Consider the following 17,568-nt stretch of genomic DNA (forward strand, 5'->3'; position numbering starts at 1 on the left):
TGCTCTGCCGCTGCCGAACCCCGCTCAATGCAGGCGCAACGACCGGTTCTTGATCTCTACCTCAACCGCAGGCGCCCTCCCGCGCAGCGGGTTCGTTCCCCGGCCCCAACCCCGCCAGTCGGCGTTGCACCAAGCAAGCTTTTCACCGTTGTCCAGCGGCACCGGCGAAGCCCAGCGGGATGTGTGATGAACCGAGCGGCCCGACCGGTCCGGGGTCGCAACTATTGTTTCGCTATCTACTCTCGCTTCCTCCCGCCTTCGATGTCTCTCGATTCACTGCGCTTAGAGCGGTTCACGACTTGATGGAATCGAAGGGGATTCCCGATTTGTCGGTTTTGTGATTCAAGATGCTGGCTGGAGTGGAGGCCAGCATCTGATGACTCGACCCCTTTCCAATGATCTTCGCGAGCGGGTTGTGGCGGCGGTTTTGAGTGGCGAGAGCCGCCGGTCGGCTGCGAAACGGTTCGGCATTTCGGTTTCGGCGGTTGTGAAGTTGTTGCAGCGCCATCGGGCGACGGGCTCGGTAGCCCCGGGCAAGATGGGTGGGCATCGCAAGAGGGTACTGGAGCCGCACCGTGCCTTCATCGAGGCGCGTATACGTGAGACGCCGCATTTGACACCGCACGGCCTGAAGGATGGCCGCGCGCGGGGTCAAAGTCTCGCACAATGCAGTGTGGCTGTTCTTGCGCCGCGAGGACCTGAGCTTCAAAAAAAACGCTGTTCGCCCTTGAGCAGGCGCGCGCTGATATTGCCCGCAGGCGCCAGCGATGGCGATCTTGGCAGACCGGTCTCGATCCACAGTGCCTGGTCTTCATCGATGAGACCTGGATCAAGACCAACGTGGCTCCGCTACGAGGTTGGGGGCCGAAGGGCAAGCGGCTGCGCGGCCTGGCTCCGCACGGCCACTGGCGCACGCTGACCTTCCTTGGCGCGCTGCGCTGGGATCGGCTTGCAGCACCTTGTGTCTTCGACGGACCGATCAACGGCCAATGCTTCCGCGCTTATGTCGAGCAGCAACTCGTCACCGTTCTGAAGCCCGGCGACATCGTCGTCATGGATAATCTGGGAAGTCATAAGTCGGCGGCCATCAGGCAGATGATCAAGGCTGCCGGCGCCAGGCTTTGGTACCTGCCGCCCTACTCTCCGGACCTCAATCCGATCGAGCAGGCCTTCGCCAAGATCAAACACTGGATGCGCCAGGCTCAGAAACGCACCGTCGAGGAAACTTGGCGCCACATCGGCCACCTCGTCGAAACGATCGAGGCAGCCGAATGCAAGAACTACTTCGAAAACGCCGGGTACGCTTCCGTCAAACCGTGAAAGGCTCTAGAAGCAGGTTACTTCGCGCCTTTCGCTTCCTGCCAGAGCGCTTCCATCTCGGCCAGGCTCGCCTTTTCCAGCGTCTTGCCCGACTTTTCCAGAGCCTGCTCGACATAGTGGAAGCGCGAGCGGAACTTCTCATTGGTGCCGCTCAGCGCGGCTTCCGAATCAAGCTTGAGATGCCTGCCGAGATTGACGACGGCAAACAGCATGTCGCCGAATTCGTCCTTGATCGATGCGGTGTCGCCCTTGGCCAGCGCCTCGCGCAACTCGCCAATCTCTTCCTCGATCTTGTCGAGGATGGGCGCTGCCTCGCTCCAGTCGAAGCCGACGCGGGCCGCCTTCCCCTGAAGTTTTAGCGCTCGCGTCAGCGCGGGCAGGGCGACCGGAACACTGTCCAGAAACCCCTTGCCATTGTCCTCGGGGTCGAGACCGCGGGCGAGGCGGGCGCTTCGTTTCTCCGCCTTTTCCTTGGCCTTGATCTTTTCCCACATGCCCTTGGCCATGCCGGCGCTGCGGGCCTTCTCGTCGCCGAAGACATGCGGGTGGCGGCGGATCATCTTCGTCGTGATGGCCTGGACCACATCGCCGAAGGCGAATTCACCGGCCTCCTCGGCCATTTGCGCGTGGTAGACGACCTGCAGCAGCAGGTCGCCGAGTTCGTCGCGCAGATCGTCGAGGTCGCCGCGCGCGATGGCATCCGCCACCTCATAGGCTTCCTCGATCGTATAGGGCGCGATGGTCGAGAAATCCTGTTCGATGTCCCATGGACAACCGGTCTTCGGCGCTCGCAGCGCCGCCATGATCTCGATCAGGCGCGAAATGTCTTTCGATGGCGTCATCTAAAGCTATTCCAGGAAAAGTGTGAAACGGTTTTCTGTCCGGAATTGCGTCAAAACAGAGAGCTTTGTCGGATGCTATCGCGCGGCCGCTCGCGCGGCCAACGCTGTCAACCGGCGAGGGGGCCTTGTCCACAGCTGCTGGGTACCCAGCCTATCAATCCAGAACGGAAACGATCGCCTTGGCGAGTTCGTCCATCCCGTCCTCGGGCAGACCGGCGACGTTGATGCGGCTGTCGCCGACCATGTAGATGCCGTGCTCGGCACGCAGCCGCTCGACCTGCGCTTCCGTGAGACCAAGGCGGGAGAACATGCCGCGGTGGCTGGCGACGAAATCGAAGCGATCGGAATTGGACTGCCGGCGCAGTGCCTCGGCGAACTGCACCCGAAGCCTGAGCATGCGCAGTCGCATCTCCTCGAGTTCGGCCTCCCAGTCGGCGCGCAAGGCGGCGTCTTCGAGCACGATCCGCACCGCGGCAGCACCATGATCCGGCGGCATCGAATACATGGCGCGCGCTGCCGACAGCATCTGACCCATCGCCACATCGGCCTGGGCACCGTCCTTGGCCAGGATCATCGCCGCGCCGACGCGGTCGCGGTAGACGGCGAAGTTCTTCGAGCAGCTCGACGCAACGACCATTTCTGGAACCTTCGCGGCCAGCAGGCGCAAGCCGACAGCATCGGCCTCGAGGCCATCGCCAAAGCCCTGATAGGCGATGTCGACAAACGGCAGCAGGCCGCGCTCGACGACCAGATCGGCAACGGCGGCCCATTGGACGCTATCCAGATTGGCGCCGGTCGGGTTGTGGCAGCAGCCATGCAGCAGCACCACGTCACCGCTCTTTGCCGTCCGCAGCGCTGCCAGCATGTCGTCGAAGCGAACAGCGCCGGAAGCCGCATCGAAATAGGGGTATTCGCGGATACTCAGCCCAGCCGCGCGCATCACCGGCATGTGGTTCGGCCAGGTCGGGTCCGAAAGCCAGATCGTCGCGTCCGAACGTGTCCGCTTCAGCAATTCCGCCACCAGCCGCAGCGCGCCGGAGCCGCCGGGCGCCTGTGCCGCGCGGATGCGCGTCATGTCGGCGCCTGGACCGAAGGCAAGCTTGGCCATCACGGCGTTGAAGCCGACATCGCCGGCCAGGCCGAGATAGGTCTTGGTGTCCTGGCCCTGCAGCAGGCGCTTTTCGGCCTCGCGCACGGCGCGCATGACCGGCGTCTTGCCATTGCGATCCTTGTAGACGCCGACACCGAGATCGACCTTGTCGGGACGCGGATCGGCGCGATAGAGGCCGATCAGGGCAAGGATCTTGTCGGCGGGGGCGGGCTGCAGATCTTCAAACATTGGCAATGGTTCCATTGGCGCGGCGGAGTGATACGCAAATCGAGCGCATTTCGCCAGCGCTTTTCCTGCCACTTCAGGCCGCGCAAAGCTGATCGGCAACCCATGCCAGCATCATCTACGCCGCGACCCTCATATTCTCGGCGCTCAGCTCGCCGCCTGTTGGAAAGCCGAAGCGGCATCGCGGGATTGCCCGGTTGGGCCTGCGAGGCGAGGGCAGCTACGAACGATGTCCTCCGGCGAACCCAGCGAAAAAAATGGCAGGGCAGGGATTAAAATCCCCACATGCTCCGTAAACAGGACATGAAACGGTCGATGCTGCGCTTTGACATCATAGGACAGCTCGGGTCGCTGCGCCGCTATGCGCGCTCGCTGACCCGTGACGGCACTGACGCCGAGGATCTCGTGCATGACGCGCTGGTGCGCGCCTATGAGCGGCGCGGCACCTTCCGCTCCGGCGGCAACCTGCGTGCCTGGCTGCTGTCGATCGTCCACAACACCTTCATCGACAAAATGCGGTCCCGCAGGTCTGAAGCGGCGCGCGTCGAACAGGCCGGATATCTTGCCGATGACAGCACGCCGGCACCGCAGGAACATTCCGTGCGCCTGACGCAGGTGCGCGAAGCCTTTTTCAGCCTGCCGGAAGAACAGCGCTCGGCGCTGCATCTCGTCGCCATCGAGGGGCTTTCCTATCAACAGGCGGCCGATGCCAGCAGCGTACCGCTGGGAACGCTGATGTCGCGCATCGGCAGGGCGCGCGCCGCACTGCGCGAGATGGAGGACGCGGCGCCCTCGAAGGCGAAAACCCACCTCAGGATCGTTGGAGGACCGTCATGACTGGAACTGTCGATCCCGTGGCCGATACCGACCTCGACGCCTACGTCGATGACCAGCTCGACGTAACCCGCCGCATTGAGGTCGAGGCGTTTCTATCCGCCCGTCCGGAGGCAGCGGCGCGCGTGATGTCGGATCTGCGGACCCGCGACGAGCTGCGCGTGGCGCTTGCCGGCTCCAAGGGCATGGCCCGGCCGGCGACCGCCGACGCCGCGCGACGTCTGGAGAGGGGGCTTGCCCGTGGCCGCATCTTCGGCGTGTTGCAGCGCGCGGCGGCAGTGGCCGCCTTCGTCGCCGCCGGCTGGCTGGCGAACGGCATCATTGGGCCGATGTCGGTGACCAAGGTTGTCGCCTCGCCGCAGCCGCCCGCCTATGTCGACGAGGCGGTGCGGGCACACAGAACGACGCTGGTGCGCGAGACCATGCCGTCGCAGCCGGAATCGCCCAACTACAATGCCGGCGAAATCCGCGCCGCGACCGCCATCGTCATGCCGTCGCTGCCCAAGGACTGGAAGGTCCGCGACGTGCAGATCTATCCGTCACGCTTCGGCCCGAGCGTCGAGATGGCGGTCGAGACCAAGGACATGGGGCTGGTGTCGCTGTTTGCGATCCGGCCGGGAAATTTCGACGTCGTCAAGCCGACCGTCGCGCCATCGGGTGACATCTCCTCGGCCTATTTCCAGATCGGCGAGGTCGCCTATGCGGTGGTCGGACGAAGCGAGGTCCACGACCTCGACCGCGCCGCAGAGACGCTCGCCAACACGCTTTACTGACCGATCCACAAAGGAGAAGCCAAATGAACACCCCCAATCTGGGATACCGCGCCGGCGCAGGCGCCCAAACCGGAGCCGTCTATGACGAGGGCCTGCGTCAGCACATGCTGCGCGTCTACAACTATATGGGCGTTGGCCTCATGGTCACCGGTCTGGTCGCCTTCATGATCTCGTCGACGCCGGCGCTCTACGTGCCGATTTTCTCCAGCCCGCTGAAATGGGTGGTGATGCTGGCACCGCTCGCCTTCGTCATGCTGTTCTCGTTCAAGATGCAGACCATGTCGGCGGCCAGCGCCCAGGCGATGTTCTGGGCCTTCTGCGCGGTCATGGGCCTGTCGCTGGCCTCGGTGTTCCTGGTCTTCACCGGAACCAGCATCGCCCGCACCTTCTTCATCGCCGCCACCATGTTCGGCGCCACCAGTCTCTACGGCTACACGACAAGGCGCGACCTGACCCAGTTCTCGTCGTTCATGATCATGGGCCTGATCGGTGTGGTGATCGCCAGCATCGTCAACATCTTCCTCGGCTCGACCGCGCTGCAGTTTGCCATCTCGGTGATCGGTATCGCCGTCTTCATCGGCCTGACCGCCTGGGACACGCAGGCGATCAAGGAGCAGTATGCCGAGAATTTCGACGCGGAATCGCGCCAGAAGCTGGCCGTCTTCGGCGCCTTCTCGCTCTATCTGAACTTCATCAACATCTTCCAGCTGCTGCTGAACTTCACTGGCGAACGCGAGTAGCCGGGCAGGGGCTGGCAAGGGTTGCCGCCCAGACCTGGATATGGCGGCATCGCCGGAGGGGAGATCCTCCGGCCAACAATCGACCTGGCAAGGCCGACCACACCTTGAGTCCGCAAGGGCTTTTGCTAAGTTGCCCGCGGCATCAGCCTGCACACCGGCCGCGCGAGGACATATGGCACAAGACAGCCAAACGCTTCATGGCGACGGCATATCGGCGACCATCGTCGCACAGGGCGCCGAACTGGTTTCGCTGCAAGACAACAAGGGATTCGAGTTCCTGTGGCAGGCCGGGCCGGCCTGGCGGCGGCATTCGCCGGTGCTGTTTCCGATCGTCGGCCGGCTGAACGGAGACCAACTGCACCATCGCGGCCAGACCTATCCGATGACGCAACATGGGTTCGCGCGCGACAAACCGTTTGCCTGGGCGCAGAGCGGGCCTCGATCCTGCACGCTCGTTCTCGCCGACGACGCCGATACCCGCACGCACTATCCGTTCGCCTTCCGCCTCGCCGTGACCTACACGCTGGACCGCCAGCAGCTTGGCGTGACCTTCGACATCACCAACACCGGCGAAGAGCCGCTGCCGGCGTCCATTGGGGCGCATCCGGCATTCAATTGGCCATTGCTGCCGGATCTGGCCAAGACGGATTACCAGCTGACCTTTGCCGATGCCGAACCGGCTCCGATCCGCCGCTTGAAGGACGGCCTGCTGCTGAAAACGCCGCAGCCGACGCCTGTCGAAGGCAACATCCTCGCGCTCTCCGAGCGGCTATTCGACGAGGACGCGGTCATTCTCGACCAGTCCGCCAGCAGCAGCGTGCGTTATGCGGCCGAGCGTGGTCCTGCGATCGAGATGGCCTGGCAGGGATTTCAGGAATTGGGCGTCTGGTCGAAGCTGGGCGGCGCGCCGTTCCTCTGCATCGAGCCCTGGCACGGCATCGCAAGTCCGGTGGACTTCGACGGCGATTTTGTCGACAAGCCGGGCCTGATGCTGATCCCGCCCGCCGCGAAGCGCGTGCTGAGCTATCAGATACGGCTGCTGTGACGCCCGTGCTCGACAGATCAGCCATAGCGCTGGCCAGCCACACCGGCGGTGTCCCATGAAGCTTTACGTCAGCCGCAACCCCAATCCTCGGCTCGCGGTCGCGGTGGCACGCCATCTCGACGCGAATATCGAATTTGAGTTCGCCTCGCCATTCGCTCCTGGGCAAGCAGAGAAATATCGCCCGTTAAATCCCAATCTGTCATTGCCCATACTTGTAGAGGACGGCGGAAAAAGCCTCTGGGAGGCAGACGCCATAGCCTGCCGGCTCTCACGCGACGCACATTCGGATTTCTGGCGTACCGGCGATGACGAACCCGAGATGATCCGGTGGCTCAGTTGGGGCAAGGAGCACTTCGCCTTCGCTTGCGACACGGTGCATTTCGAACGTGGAACCAAACAGCGGTACGGCATCGGCCCGATTGATCAGGAGCGCGTGGAGGAGGGGCTGACACATTTCCGCACCGCTGCTGCAATCATCGAGGCCGTGCTTTGCGAGCGGGAATGGCTGGTCGGAAATTCGGTTTCCTACGCCGACTTCCGAATGGCGACCTTTCTGCCGTTCAACGACGTCGCCAGGCTGCCGCTCGACGATTATCCCTCTGTCGGCCGCTGGTATCTTAGGCTTGAAGAGATCGACGCCTGGCGCGATCCCTTCAAGGGACTGCATGCGCCTGAACTGCCGCCGGTCCCTCGAACGACGACAAATTAGCGGGCAGGGGCGGGTCTTGTTGGCAGTTTACTCACCGTTGGCGTCGCGCCACAATTCCATATAATCAATGCCGTCTTCTACAGCGACCAAGTCATTTCAGCGCCGTCGCCGCCTTGAATTCAGAACGAAACCGCGATCCGTTGGCCAACCAACGAATCTCTGCTTAGGTGTATCGTCGCGCGCAATCCAGTCAGGCCAAAGCCCAATGCGGTGAAAGTGCACTTTCCGGAGGCATTCGATGCGTCGTTTGGTTCTTGCCGCTCTGCTGCTTGCCGCGCCCAACGCCGGCATAGCCCAGGAAAGCCTGACCGCGCTCATGTGCCAGGCCAAGCCGACACAATCCTGCGCGCTCGACATGGCTGCGGACGCGATCCGCACTGCGGCACCGCTAACGACTGAGAACTTGCCCTACGGTGGCATGGTCGAGGCAGCATCTCGCGCCGGGCGACTCGATCTGGCGCTCGAATTCGCCGCCCAGTTGAAGAAGACGGACTCGATCGCGTCAGCCGACCTGATCGCCGCTTTTGCCCGCGCCGACCGTCTGGCCGATCTGCAAGCGATCCTTTCACGCCTCGAAACGTCGGAGACGAAATATGCCTTCGTCATCGGCCCGGTCCTTGTTGAACTGGGCCGCGAGGACAAACTCGCCGCCTTGCTGAAAGCCATCCAACCGCCGCCGGATCCGTTCCAGCTTAGCTATTGGCAGGTGCTCGGCCATTTGCGCGCCGGCCGTGCGGCGGAAGCGGTGAAGCATGTGGGCGACGTGCCGGAGACCGAGCGGGAGTTGTTGGCCGGACTGGCTGCGGAAACGCTCTATTTTGGCGGTGAGACCGAGCGCGCCAAACCGATGCTGCCTTACCTGACCTCATCCGATCCCAGCGCCGTTCGCCGCAAGGCCTACATTGCGACGAAAACGAAGGACAAGGCGGCTGCCGACGCGGTCCTTGTCTCATTGGCGCAGGTGCCGCCCGACGACTACCCCTACATCGCGCTGGAAGTGATCTATGCACTGGCCGCCACCGGGCAGTGGCAAAAGGCAATCGATCTTGCACAGACACTTCCTGCGTCCGACCGGGCCTATGCCTTCGTCAACGTTGCGGAACACGCCCGCCAGCCGGAAGTCTTCGCACTAATCGAGAGGGCGATGCGCGACGACCCTGCCAACTTCAACCGCGACCGTATCGCCAATGGCCTGGTTCGAGCGCTGACCTTGTCTGGCTACCTGCCGGTTGCGCAAACCCTCATCGATTCTGCGACGAACGACTACGACAAGGAAACGCTGATCACCTTCGCCGCCGCCGCGCTTGCGGAAATGGGCAAACCGTCCGAAGCGCTGCAATTTACGCAGGCGGTGGAGAACCCGCGCCGCAAAGCCTGGGCGCTTTGGGAAGTTGCTTCGAAGATGACGCCTTGAACCTATAGCCATCGTGCACAAGACAATTTGCCATCATGCTACGAGACAGATGAGGGGGTGTTCGAGATGAAGGGCGACGGCAAGCACATGCGCGAGAGTTACGTGCGCCTTCCGGGTAGCAGCGCTGCTGCGTGACAGCGCAGGTGTCGGTGCGACGAGTTTCGTGAATCGGCGCGGAGCGGAAACTGAGTCCGCGCAAAGGCTTGGCGACATAGATATTGTCCCATGTTTGTGAACTGATCCCAAAATGTGCGATGTTTGCGTACTGAGTCGTTTGAAGGTGGAGGCCGATGCGGCGGCGCATTCCCCTCAGCCGGCGGTCGCATGTGACCGGGTTCCAGGCCCTTGCGACGGGGGTGGCGGAGCACGAAAGCGCCCTCGAACGAGACTTCGTGACGCTTGTGAGCTGGACGGATGCGGGCGCGGTGGTGACCGAGCAGCCGGTCACGATCCGGTTCCGGCAGGGGCAGCGGTCGCGGCGATACACGCCTGACTTCCGCGTCGACTGGAGCGCCGGGGGCTCCGATATCGTCGAGATCAAATATCGCGCCGACCTTAGATCGGACTGGCACCGGCTGAGGCCGGCGTTCGCCGCCGCCCGGGCCTGGCCGGCGAGCATGGCGCCCGCTTCAGGATCGCCACGGAGCGCGGCATCCGCGGTCCGCGCCTTGATGCGGCGAAGAGGTTGCTGCCGCTCAGGAACGTGCCGATCGACACGGCGCTGGCGGAGTTGGCCGTGGTGCGGGCGCGCGCCGACGCCATCGACTTCATCGGGCTGGTCGACGCCTTGCCAACGACGCGCGAAGCCGGACTGGCCGTGGTCTGGCGCCTGATTGCGCGCGGCGCCCTTGTCGTCGATCTGTCGGCGCCAATCGTGCCGAGCACGCGCGTGGGTGCGGCGTGAGCGTGCCCGACATCGCGACCGTGAGCCCTACCGCTTGGGATGAAGCCCGCCGCTTCCTGCCGATCATCCGGCGCCTGGCGGACGATCCGACCCGAACCCGAGCGGACGTGGAAGCTGGCGCGGCGGAACTGGGCTGTGGGCCGACCCACGTCTATGCCCTGATCCGCCGCTACATCGCTGATCCACGACTGACGAGCTTGCTGCCGCGCAAGCGAGGGCCGAGCGCCGGCTTCTCCCGGCTCCAAAACGAGGTGGACGTGCTGGTCGAGGAGGCGATCGACGGCGTCTATCTCACGCGCCAGAAGCCCAAGATCATGCACCTGGTCGAGGAGGTGCTGCGCCAGTGCGCGGCGCGCGGACTCACCGCGCCGAGCCGGCGAACCATCACAGCCCGGCTTCGCGCCCGCCCGGGTCGGGAGGTGATCGCCAAGCGCCAAGGCGCCAAGGCGGCGCGCGACCGTTACGCTCCTGTCGTCGGTTCGCTGGAGGCTCACTGGCCGTTGTCGTTGATCCAGATCGACCACACGCTGGTCGACGTGGTCGTGGTCGACAGCGAGACGCGCGCACCGATCCAGCGCCCCTGGCTGACCCTGGCGATCGACGTCTGCACGCGCTGCGTCGCCGGCTTCCACCTGTCGCTGGAGCCGCCCTCGGCGACGCCCGTCGCGCTCTGCCTGACCCACGCAGCACTCGCCAAGGATAGCTGGCTCGCCGAGCGCGCCATCGACGCAGAGTGGCCGGTTCGCGGCATCCCGGAACGCCTGCACCTCGACAACGCCAAGGAGTTCCGGTCCGAGGCGCTGAAGCGCGGGTGCGAGCAGTATGGGATCGCGATCGACCATCGGCCGGTGCGCACGCCTCACTATGGCGGCCATATCGAGCGGCTGATCGGCACCATGATGGGCAAGGTCCACCTGCTGCCCGGCACGACGTTCTCCAGCGTCCAGGAGAAGGGCGACCTGAATCCCGAGAAGAGCGCCGCCATGACGATCGACGAGGTCGAGCGCTGGCTCGGCCATGCGATCGCCGGCGTCTATCACCGCGATCTGCATCGGGGCATCGGCATGACGCCCTTGGCGGCCTGGCAGCGGGGCATCGCCGGCGACGGCGCCACGCTCGGCCGTGGCGCGCCGGTCGCCGTGCCCGATCCTCGCCGCTTCCTGATCGACTTCCTGCCGATCGAGCGTCGCAGGGTCCGGCGTGATGGCGTGGCGCTGCACTCGATAGCCTACTGGGCTGACGTGCTCAGCACCTGGATCGGCCATCCCGAGCCGATGATCGTCCGCTATGATCCGCGCGACCTGAGCCGGATCTACCTGCTGGGGCCGGACGGCGCCTACTATGACCTGAGCTACCGCGATCTGCGGCGTCCACCGATCAGCCTGTGGGAGCATCGACTGGCGCTGAAGCGCTTGCGGGAGGAAGGGCGCTCGCATGTCGACGAAGCCGCGATCTTCCGGGCGGTCGAGACCATGCGCGCCATCGCCGATGACGCGGTCCACACCACCAAGACCGCACGCCGCCAGCGAGAACGCCGGCTCCGGGTCGTGTCGAGCAGCGCGCCCGACCCGGCGGTGGGTCCCGAACTGGGCAAGCCCGCTCGGCGCGCCGACGCCGACGTGCCGCTGGAGGATCGCATCTTCCCGTTCGAGGAATGGTCGTGAGCGGGGACTATCCGCACCTCCACCCTGCGGTCCGGCCGTTCGTGGACGAGGCGACAGAGGTGCGCGTCCGGCGCATCCGCACGGATCGTTGGATCGCCTATGCACGGGCGAACGCCGCCCTGGCGGCTATGGAGGACCTGCTGACGTTCCCGAAGCGGATGCGGATGCCGAATCTGCTGCTGGTCGGCCCGACGAACAACGGCAAGACCATGATCGTGGAGAAGTTCCGGCGTGCGCATCCGGCGCTCACTGCTGTCGAGGCGGCGGGCGGCGTTGCAGTCCTGCCGGTGTTGAGGGTGCAGATGCCGCCCGGACCGGACGAAGGGCGGCTGTTCGGCGCAATCCTCGACGGGCTTGGGGTGCCGTTCGGCCCCCGCGACCGCATTGCCGCCAAGCAGGATATCGCGGTGCGCATGATGCGCGCGACGGACACCCGCCTGCTGGTGATCGACGAGCTGCATAATCTGCTGTCGGGCACCTCGATGCAGCAGCGTCGGCTGCTCAACCTGCTGCGCTGGCTGGGCAACGAACTGCAAATACCGCTGGTCGGCGTCGGCACGGCCGAGGCGCTTCGGGCGATCCGCAGCGACGACCAGCTCGTAAATCGGTTCGAACCGTTCGCCTTGCCCGTGTGGGAAGATAACGAGGAATATCGGCGGCTTCTCGCGACACTCGAAGCGGCCTTGCCTCTGCGCAAGCCGTCGCACCTCGACGATCCGGTCATGGCCGGCCGCATTCTTGCGGCGGCGGAGGGCGTGCTGGGCGAGATTATCGCCGTCGTCGTGCGGGCGGCTGTGCTGGCGGTCGAGACCGGGACGGAGACCATCTCGGCACGCATGATCGAGGATGCAGGCTTCATTCGGCCCTCCGAGCGTCGGCGTGTTGCGGTCTGATCTGTTCGCCGTCTCGGCCATGCCCGAGGCGTTCCCGGCACGGGCGATGCTGCCCGTTCACATCGAGCCGGCGGCGGATGAGGCGCTCGTGTCGTGGCTCGTCCAGCTGAGTTGGGCGCTCCGACAGTCTCCGCTCATGTTCAGCCGGCACGGCTTCAAGGTGGATGCCGCGGGTGATCCCGAGTGGTGGCGTCGTCCGTCGGCAGGCCAGCTCGCAACGATCGCCGAACGGACCGGAGTCGAGCAGGCCCGGCTGAAAGCCATGACGCTCCTGGGCTGGTCGATCGCACGTGATGATGAGGGCGCGCAGCGCTTCACAAGCCGGCGCTGGACAAACCCGAAGCTGGGCCGCCGGAAAGGCCGGCGTGTCGATGTCTGCGGGCAATGTCTGGCGGAAGACGAGCGACCCTATCTGAGGCGGCTCTGGCTGCTGGGCTGGATCGGTGTCTGCCCGCGGCACCGGACCCAGCTGATCGGGGAATGCCCGGGATGCCGGTGTCCGATCCGGTTCAAAGGGCTGAACGCGAAGGCGCCAGTCGACCTGCTTGCGTGCCAGAAGTGCGGCCGAGGGTTGGCCTGCTTGCAGGGGCAACGGGCGAATGATCGGTCGGTCGATCTGCAATCGCTGCTTGTTGCGGGGAAGAAGACCGGCGTCGTACTCCTGCCAAGCGTGGGCGAGGTCGAGTGGGCCACGATGATGGCGGTTGCAGACATGCTGCTCGGCATGATCTGGACCGGTGTCGCCGCCCAGCACCGCGAGCAGCTGTTCAACCGGATCGCCCGCGAACTTGATCTGGGCTGGGAAGACCGGCTCTCGCTCTCGCTTGGCTCGAACTATGGAAGCCTGCTGATACTCGACTGGCTGGTGGCGGACCTGCCGCATCGCCTGCCTGCGGCGATCGGCATCCTGAAATCTGTCCGCTTCGAAGGTCTCCTGGGCCGCCACAACGACATCGACGACGATATAGCCGCACACCTGCGCACGATCCTGGCGGCGGCAATAGCCACGCCGGCGGTCGGACGAGGTGCGTGGCATCCCTGGATCGAAAGCTTGCCTGATAGCGCCTCCGAACTGCAGGAGCGAGCCGCCCGCGAACGCTACAAGCACCGGCGCCAGCGGCTGACGGCCTTTGCCGCACTCAAGGCGGGGGCGACTGTCGGGGAGGCGGCAGCGATAGCCCGTGTCCAGCCGATGAGCGTTTATCGCTGGCTCGACCGCGGGATCGAACATGGGCTCGAAGCGGCGCTCGAACGCCCGACCGGGAGGCCCGCTCTGACGTCGGCTCAATCCGAAGCGCTCGCGCAATGGATCCGTGCCGACCGCGCACACCAGAACCGTCATGCCATCGTTGCTCGCGCAAAGGCGCTGTTCGGGATCGAGCTGAGCCTCGACATCGCATCGAACCTGCTGAAGAAGCACCGCAGCAGGAGGCCAGGCAGCGTCCGCCGTCGCCGGCGTCTGTGGGGGCCGATGAAGCCAAGGGGACCACGCGCCAAGCCTACTCATGACCTGGCTCCCGGTTCGTGAATCGAGTCCGCGAAACTTCGCCCCGGTACACGAAACTCTGCGCCGGTTCGCGAAACTCGTCGCACCGACAGCAGGCGGCCAAATTGCGGCTACATCAGAAAGTCGCATAAGATAGATTATGGAACTGAAGTGTATGGCAGCGGACGGAGATTTTCTCGTATTATCAGCCGTTTGGCGCCCGTCTGGCTGTGGCTATAGATGATGCCCGCAACGCCGGGCTGCTCAATCGAAGAGATCTGAGGCCGCTGGTTGTCGTGACAACCGCTAGCGTCGTGTCGATCCAGCTTGCACGGCCGGTGAAATCCGCGTTGACCAGACGGTTTGGCCGCGCGTCATTCATTGTCGAAATTCCAGCGTGGCCGGCTTGAAGGATTGACTTCATCACTATGAATCACATGGAATTTCTATGACCATGCCGTCATAGGCTGGCTCGACGTTGGCTGGTGTCTCGGCCATCACCGTGGCGTAGTCGAGCGGTACATGCATATGCGTCAGCACGGAGTGCCGTGGCGCCAGCCGCTCGATCCATTCCAGCGCTTCGCCTAATGACAAATGACTGGGATGCGTCCTGTACTGCAACGCATCGATGATCAGCACGTCGAGGTCGCGCAGCCGCTCGGCGGTGGCCTCTGGAAAGTCGCTGACATCAGGGCAATAGGCGAGCGCGCCGATGCGGAAACCAAGCGATATGATGTCGCCATGGACCTGCGGCAAAGGTTCGAGGGTGAGGGCACCCCCCTCTCCTTTAATGACAACCGGCTTTGCGTGATCGATGATATGAGCGTCAACGATCGGCGGATAGGAACTGCCCGCCGGCGTCTCGAAACAATAGCCGAACGCCTGGCGCAGCCGCAGCATCGTCGCCTTGTCGGCATGAATATCGATCAGTTGGCGCTGCTCGAGCACGAAACCGCGCAGATCGTCGATACCGTGGATATGGTCGGCATGCGGGTGCGTATAGACAACCGCATCGATGCGCCTGACACAAGCCATCAGCATTTGCTGGCGAAAATCCGGTCCGGTGTCGATGACGACGCTGGTGCGGCTGCCATTCGCGGCAATCCGCTCGACAAGGGCGGCGGCGCGCGTGCGCCGGTTCTTGGGGTTATCCGGGTCGCAATTGCCCCAGTCGCCAGTGATGCGCGGCGTACCTGGCGACGAGCCGCAGCCGAGAATGGTAAGGCGCAGCCGGTCAGTCATCGTTCAGGCGCTTTGCTCGGCGGGTCGCGGCATCTTGCCGAACAGACGGAAGAAATTGTTCGTCGTCAGATCAGCGATTTCAGCCTCGCTGACGCCGATTGTTTCGGCCAGCACCTTTGCCGTATGCGCGACATAGGCCGGCTCGTTGCGCTTGCCGCGAAACGGTACGGGCGCCAGATAGGGTGCGTCGGTTTCAACCAGCAGCCGGTCATGCGGCACATCGGCGGCGATGGCGCGCAATTCCGCCGAGTTCTTGAAGGTCAGAATACCGGAGAACGACACGTAGCCGCCCAGTGCGACGCCGATTTCGGCCAGCCGGCGCCCGGACGAAAAACAGTGCAGGATGAAGGGGAAGGCACCCTTCCCTGTTTCGTCCTCGAGGATAGCTGCCATGTGGTCGTCGGCATCGCGCGAATGGATGACCAGCGGCAGCCGCGTTTCTCGTGCGGCCGCGATGTGGGCGCGAAACCCCTGCGCCTGCGCATCGCGCGGCGCCTTGTCGTAGAAGTAATCCAGCCCTGCCTCGCCGATTGCCACCACCTTCGGATGAGCTGACAGACGCACAAGGTCGGCGGCGGTGACGTCGAGTTCCTCGGCGGCGTTATGAGGATGGGTGCCGATCGAACAGTACACTTCGTCGAAAGTATCAGCGATTTCAAGAATTTGCTGAAACCGCTTTACGCGCGTTGAGATCGTTACCATGCGGCCGATACCGGCCGCTTTGGCGCGGGCGACAATGGCCGCCCGCTCCTCGGCGAAGTCTGGAAAATCCAGGTGGCAATGGCTGTCGACGAGCATCAGGCGTTCGCATCCGGCTGATCGATGTAACGCGGAAACACCCCTTCCGGCACCGGCAAGGCAACTCCGGGCACAAGCGCGTATTCGTCAGCGACATGCACGAAATCGCGGCTGTCCGCTGGCACCGCCAGCAGGTCGAGCAGTTTGCTGGCCGATCCCGGAATGAAGGGTTGGCACAACAGCGCCACGCGCCGGACGATTTCGGCGGTCGTCCACAGCACGGTTTCCATGCGCGCCGGATCGCTCTTCTTCAGCGCCCATGGCGCCTGGCCAGCGAAGTAGCGGTCGGCTTCCGCCACCACGCCGAAGATCGCCGCCAGCGCCAGATGGATGCCTTGCTCCGCCATGGTCTTGCGCGCCACGGCGAGCACGGCACCTGCCTGATCGAGGATCGCCTTGTCCTCATCCGCCAGGGTGCCGCGTTGCGGCACCTCACCGCCACAGTTCTTGGCGATCATCGACAGCGATCGCTGCGCCAGATTGCCGAGGCCATTGGCAAGATCGGCGTTGGTGCGGTTGACGATTGCTTCATGGCTGTAGCTGCCGTCCTGGCCGAACGGCACCTCGCGCAGGAAGAAGTAGCGCACCTGGTCGAGACCGTAATGCTCGATCATCGTGAACGGGTCGATGACGTTGCCGACCGATTTCGACATCTTCTCGCCGCGGTTGAACAGGAAGCCGTGGCCGAAGACACGTTTCGGCAGCGGGATGCCGGCAGACATCAGGAAGGCCGGCCAATACACCGCATGAAAGCGGACAATGTCCTTGCCGATGATGTGCGCGTCCGCAGGCCAGAAACGCCAATCATCAGCATTTTCATCGGGATAGCCGACACCAGTGATGTAATTGGTCAAGGCGTCGACCCACACATACATCACATGCTTCTCGTCGCCCGGCACCGGCACGCCCCAGTCGAAGGTGGTACGCGAGATCGACAGATCCTTCAGTCCCGATTTGACGAAGCTCATCACCTCGTTGCGACGCTCGGCCGGGCCGATGAAGTCGGGCTGGCTTTCATAGAGCGAGATAAGCTTGTCCTGATAGGCCGAGAGGCGGAAGAAATAACTCTCTTCCTCGACCCATTCGACCGGCGCTCCCTGCGGCCCGTAGCGGACATTGTCAGGACGGACCTCCGTCTCCTCCTCGCCGTAATAGGCTTCGTCGCGCACCGAGTACCAGCCGGCATAGCCACCCTTGTAGATGTCGCCATTGGCGGCCATTGCCTTCCAGATCGCCTGCGACGACGCGTAATGCCGCTCTTCCGTGGTGCGGATGAAGTCGTCATTGGAGGCGTTGAGCGCCTCCGCCATGCGCTTGAACTCGGCCGAATTGCGATCGGCCAGTTCGCGCGGCGAAATGCCTTCGCGCTTGGCGGTCTGCAGCATCTTGATGCCGTGTTCGTCGGTTCCGGTGAGGAAGAAGACTTGCCTGCCGTCGAGCCGCTGGAAGCGGGCAAGCGCGTCGGTGGCGATCAGTTCGTAGGCATGCCCGATATGCGGTTTGCCGTTCGGATAGGAAATCGCCGTGGTGATGTAGAATTTGTCGCGTGACATGAATGAACCGTCATG

General features: G+C 64.0%; 15 protein-coding genes and 2 pseudogenes. 12 read left to right on the plus strand and 5 right to left on the minus strand.

Going from position 1 to position 17,568, the window contains the following annotated elements:
* The first annotated feature begins 376 nt into the window (after window positions 1-376).
* Window positions 377-1,320 (plus strand): annotated as a pseudogene (locus ACFFNA_RS33355) (IS630 family transposase).
* A gap of 17 nt (window positions 1,321-1,337) precedes the next feature.
* Here ACFFNA_RS33355 and mazG read toward each other — a convergent pair.
* Window positions 1,338-2,162, minus strand: coding sequence for a nucleoside triphosphate pyrophosphohydrolase (gene mazG / locus ACFFNA_RS33360; protein ID WP_111544187.1), 825 nt, complete (start codon window positions 2,160-2,162; stop codon window positions 1,338-1,340).
* A gap of 154 nt (window positions 2,163-2,316) precedes the next feature.
* The gene (locus ACFFNA_RS33365) at window positions 2,317-3,501 is read right to left on the minus strand and encodes an amino acid aminotransferase (protein ID WP_378924083.1); all 1,185 of its coding nucleotides are present in this window, start codon (window positions 3,499-3,501) and stop codon (window positions 2,317-2,319) included.
* A gap of 300 nt (window positions 3,502-3,801) precedes the next feature.
* On the opposite strand from ACFFNA_RS33365, the gene ACFFNA_RS33370 reads away from it, so the two are divergent.
* The 11 genes and pseudogenes from ACFFNA_RS33370 to ACFFNA_RS33420 all read left to right on the plus strand — a co-directional run bounded on the left by ACFFNA_RS33370 (window position 3,802) and on the right by ACFFNA_RS33420 (window position 14,002).
* The gene (locus ACFFNA_RS33370; RefSeq protein WP_378924130.1) at window positions 3,802-4,335 is read left to right on the plus strand and encodes a sigma-70 family RNA polymerase sigma factor; all 534 of its coding nucleotides are present in this window, start codon (window positions 3,802-3,804) and stop codon (window positions 4,333-4,335) included.
* Window positions 4,332-5,105, plus strand: a complete 774-nt coding sequence (locus ACFFNA_RS33375) for an anti-sigma factor family protein (protein ID WP_378924085.1) — start codon at window positions 4,332-4,334, stop codon at window positions 5,103-5,105. Before ACFFNA_RS33370 ends, ACFFNA_RS33375 begins: the two co-directional genes overlap by 4 nt.
* 23 nt (window positions 5,106-5,128) lie before the next feature.
* A complete protein-coding gene (locus ACFFNA_RS33380) occupies window positions 5,129-5,845 on the plus strand; it encodes a Bax inhibitor-1/YccA family protein (RefSeq protein ID WP_378924087.1) in 717 nt (238 codons plus the stop codon).
* Window positions 5,846-6,017: 172 nt separating this feature from the next.
* Window positions 6,018-6,890: an aldose 1-epimerase family protein gene (locus ACFFNA_RS33385; RefSeq protein WP_378924088.1), complete on the plus strand. Its 873-nt coding sequence runs from the start codon at window positions 6,018-6,020 to the stop codon at window positions 6,888-6,890.
* Between the two features lie 55 nt (window positions 6,891-6,945).
* Window positions 6,946-7,599 carry a glutathione S-transferase family protein gene (locus ACFFNA_RS33390; protein WP_378924090.1) on the plus strand — a complete coding sequence of 218 codons (654 nt, stop codon included), beginning with the start codon at window positions 6,946-6,948 and terminating at the stop codon, window positions 7,597-7,599.
* A 238-nt stretch (window positions 7,600-7,837) separates the two neighbouring features.
* Window positions 7,838-9,013, plus strand: a complete 1,176-nt coding sequence (locus tag ACFFNA_RS33395) for a tetratricopeptide repeat protein (RefSeq protein WP_378924092.1) — start codon at window positions 7,838-7,840, stop codon at window positions 9,011-9,013.
* Between the two features lie 290 nt (window positions 9,014-9,303).
* Window positions 9,304-9,564: pseudogene (locus ACFFNA_RS33400) on the plus strand (Tn7 transposase TnsA N-terminal domain-containing protein); the annotation flags it as partial.
* Window positions 9,565-9,698: 134 nt separating this feature from the next.
* Complete coding sequence (locus ACFFNA_RS33405) at window positions 9,699-9,917, plus strand: hypothetical protein (RefSeq protein ID WP_378924134.1); 219 nt, start codon at window positions 9,699-9,701, stop codon at window positions 9,915-9,917.
* Between the two features lie 20 nt (window positions 9,918-9,937).
* Entirely contained in the window at window positions 9,938-11,581 is a 1,644-nt protein-coding gene (locus ACFFNA_RS33410) for a TnsB C-terminal domain-containing protein (protein WP_378924093.1), read from the plus strand.
* Window positions 11,572-12,474 carry a TniB family NTP-binding protein gene (locus ACFFNA_RS33415; protein ID WP_378924094.1) on the plus strand — a complete coding sequence of 301 codons (903 nt, stop codon included), beginning with the start codon at window positions 11,572-11,574 and terminating at the stop codon, window positions 12,472-12,474. Before ACFFNA_RS33410 ends, ACFFNA_RS33415 begins: the two co-directional genes overlap by 10 nt.
* A gap of 46 nt (window positions 12,475-12,520) precedes the next feature.
* Window positions 12,521-14,002: a TniQ family protein gene (locus tag ACFFNA_RS33420; protein WP_378924096.1), complete on the plus strand. Its 1,482-nt coding sequence runs from the start codon at window positions 12,521-12,523 to the stop codon at window positions 14,000-14,002.
* A gap of 384 nt (window positions 14,003-14,386) precedes the next feature.
* Here the strand turns inward: ACFFNA_RS33420 and ACFFNA_RS33425 are convergent, their stop codons facing one another.
* Genes ACFFNA_RS33425 through metG form a run of 3 tightly spaced genes read right to left on the minus strand, consistent with a single transcriptional unit; the run spans window position 14,387 to window position 17,553 of the window.
* A complete protein-coding gene (locus ACFFNA_RS33425; protein WP_111544195.1) occupies window positions 14,387-15,202 on the minus strand; it encodes an MBL fold metallo-hydrolase in 816 nt (271 codons plus the stop codon).
* Window positions 15,203-15,205: 3 nt separating this feature from the next.
* The gene (locus ACFFNA_RS33430) at window positions 15,206-16,000 is read right to left on the minus strand and encodes a TatD family hydrolase (protein ID WP_378924098.1); all 795 of its coding nucleotides are present in this window, start codon (window positions 15,998-16,000) and stop codon (window positions 15,206-15,208) included.
* A complete protein-coding gene (gene metG / locus ACFFNA_RS33435) occupies window positions 16,000-17,553 on the minus strand; it encodes a methionine--tRNA ligase (RefSeq protein WP_378924100.1) in 1,554 nt (517 codons plus the stop codon). Before metG ends, ACFFNA_RS33430 begins: the two co-directional genes overlap by 1 nt.
* Between the last annotated feature and the right edge of the window lie 15 nt (window positions 17,554-17,568).

Source organism: Mesorhizobium kowhaii, from assembly GCF_042431665.1.
In the GTDB taxonomy this organism is placed as follows: Bacteria; Pseudomonadota; Alphaproteobacteria; order Rhizobiales; family Rhizobiaceae; genus Mesorhizobium; species Mesorhizobium kowhaii.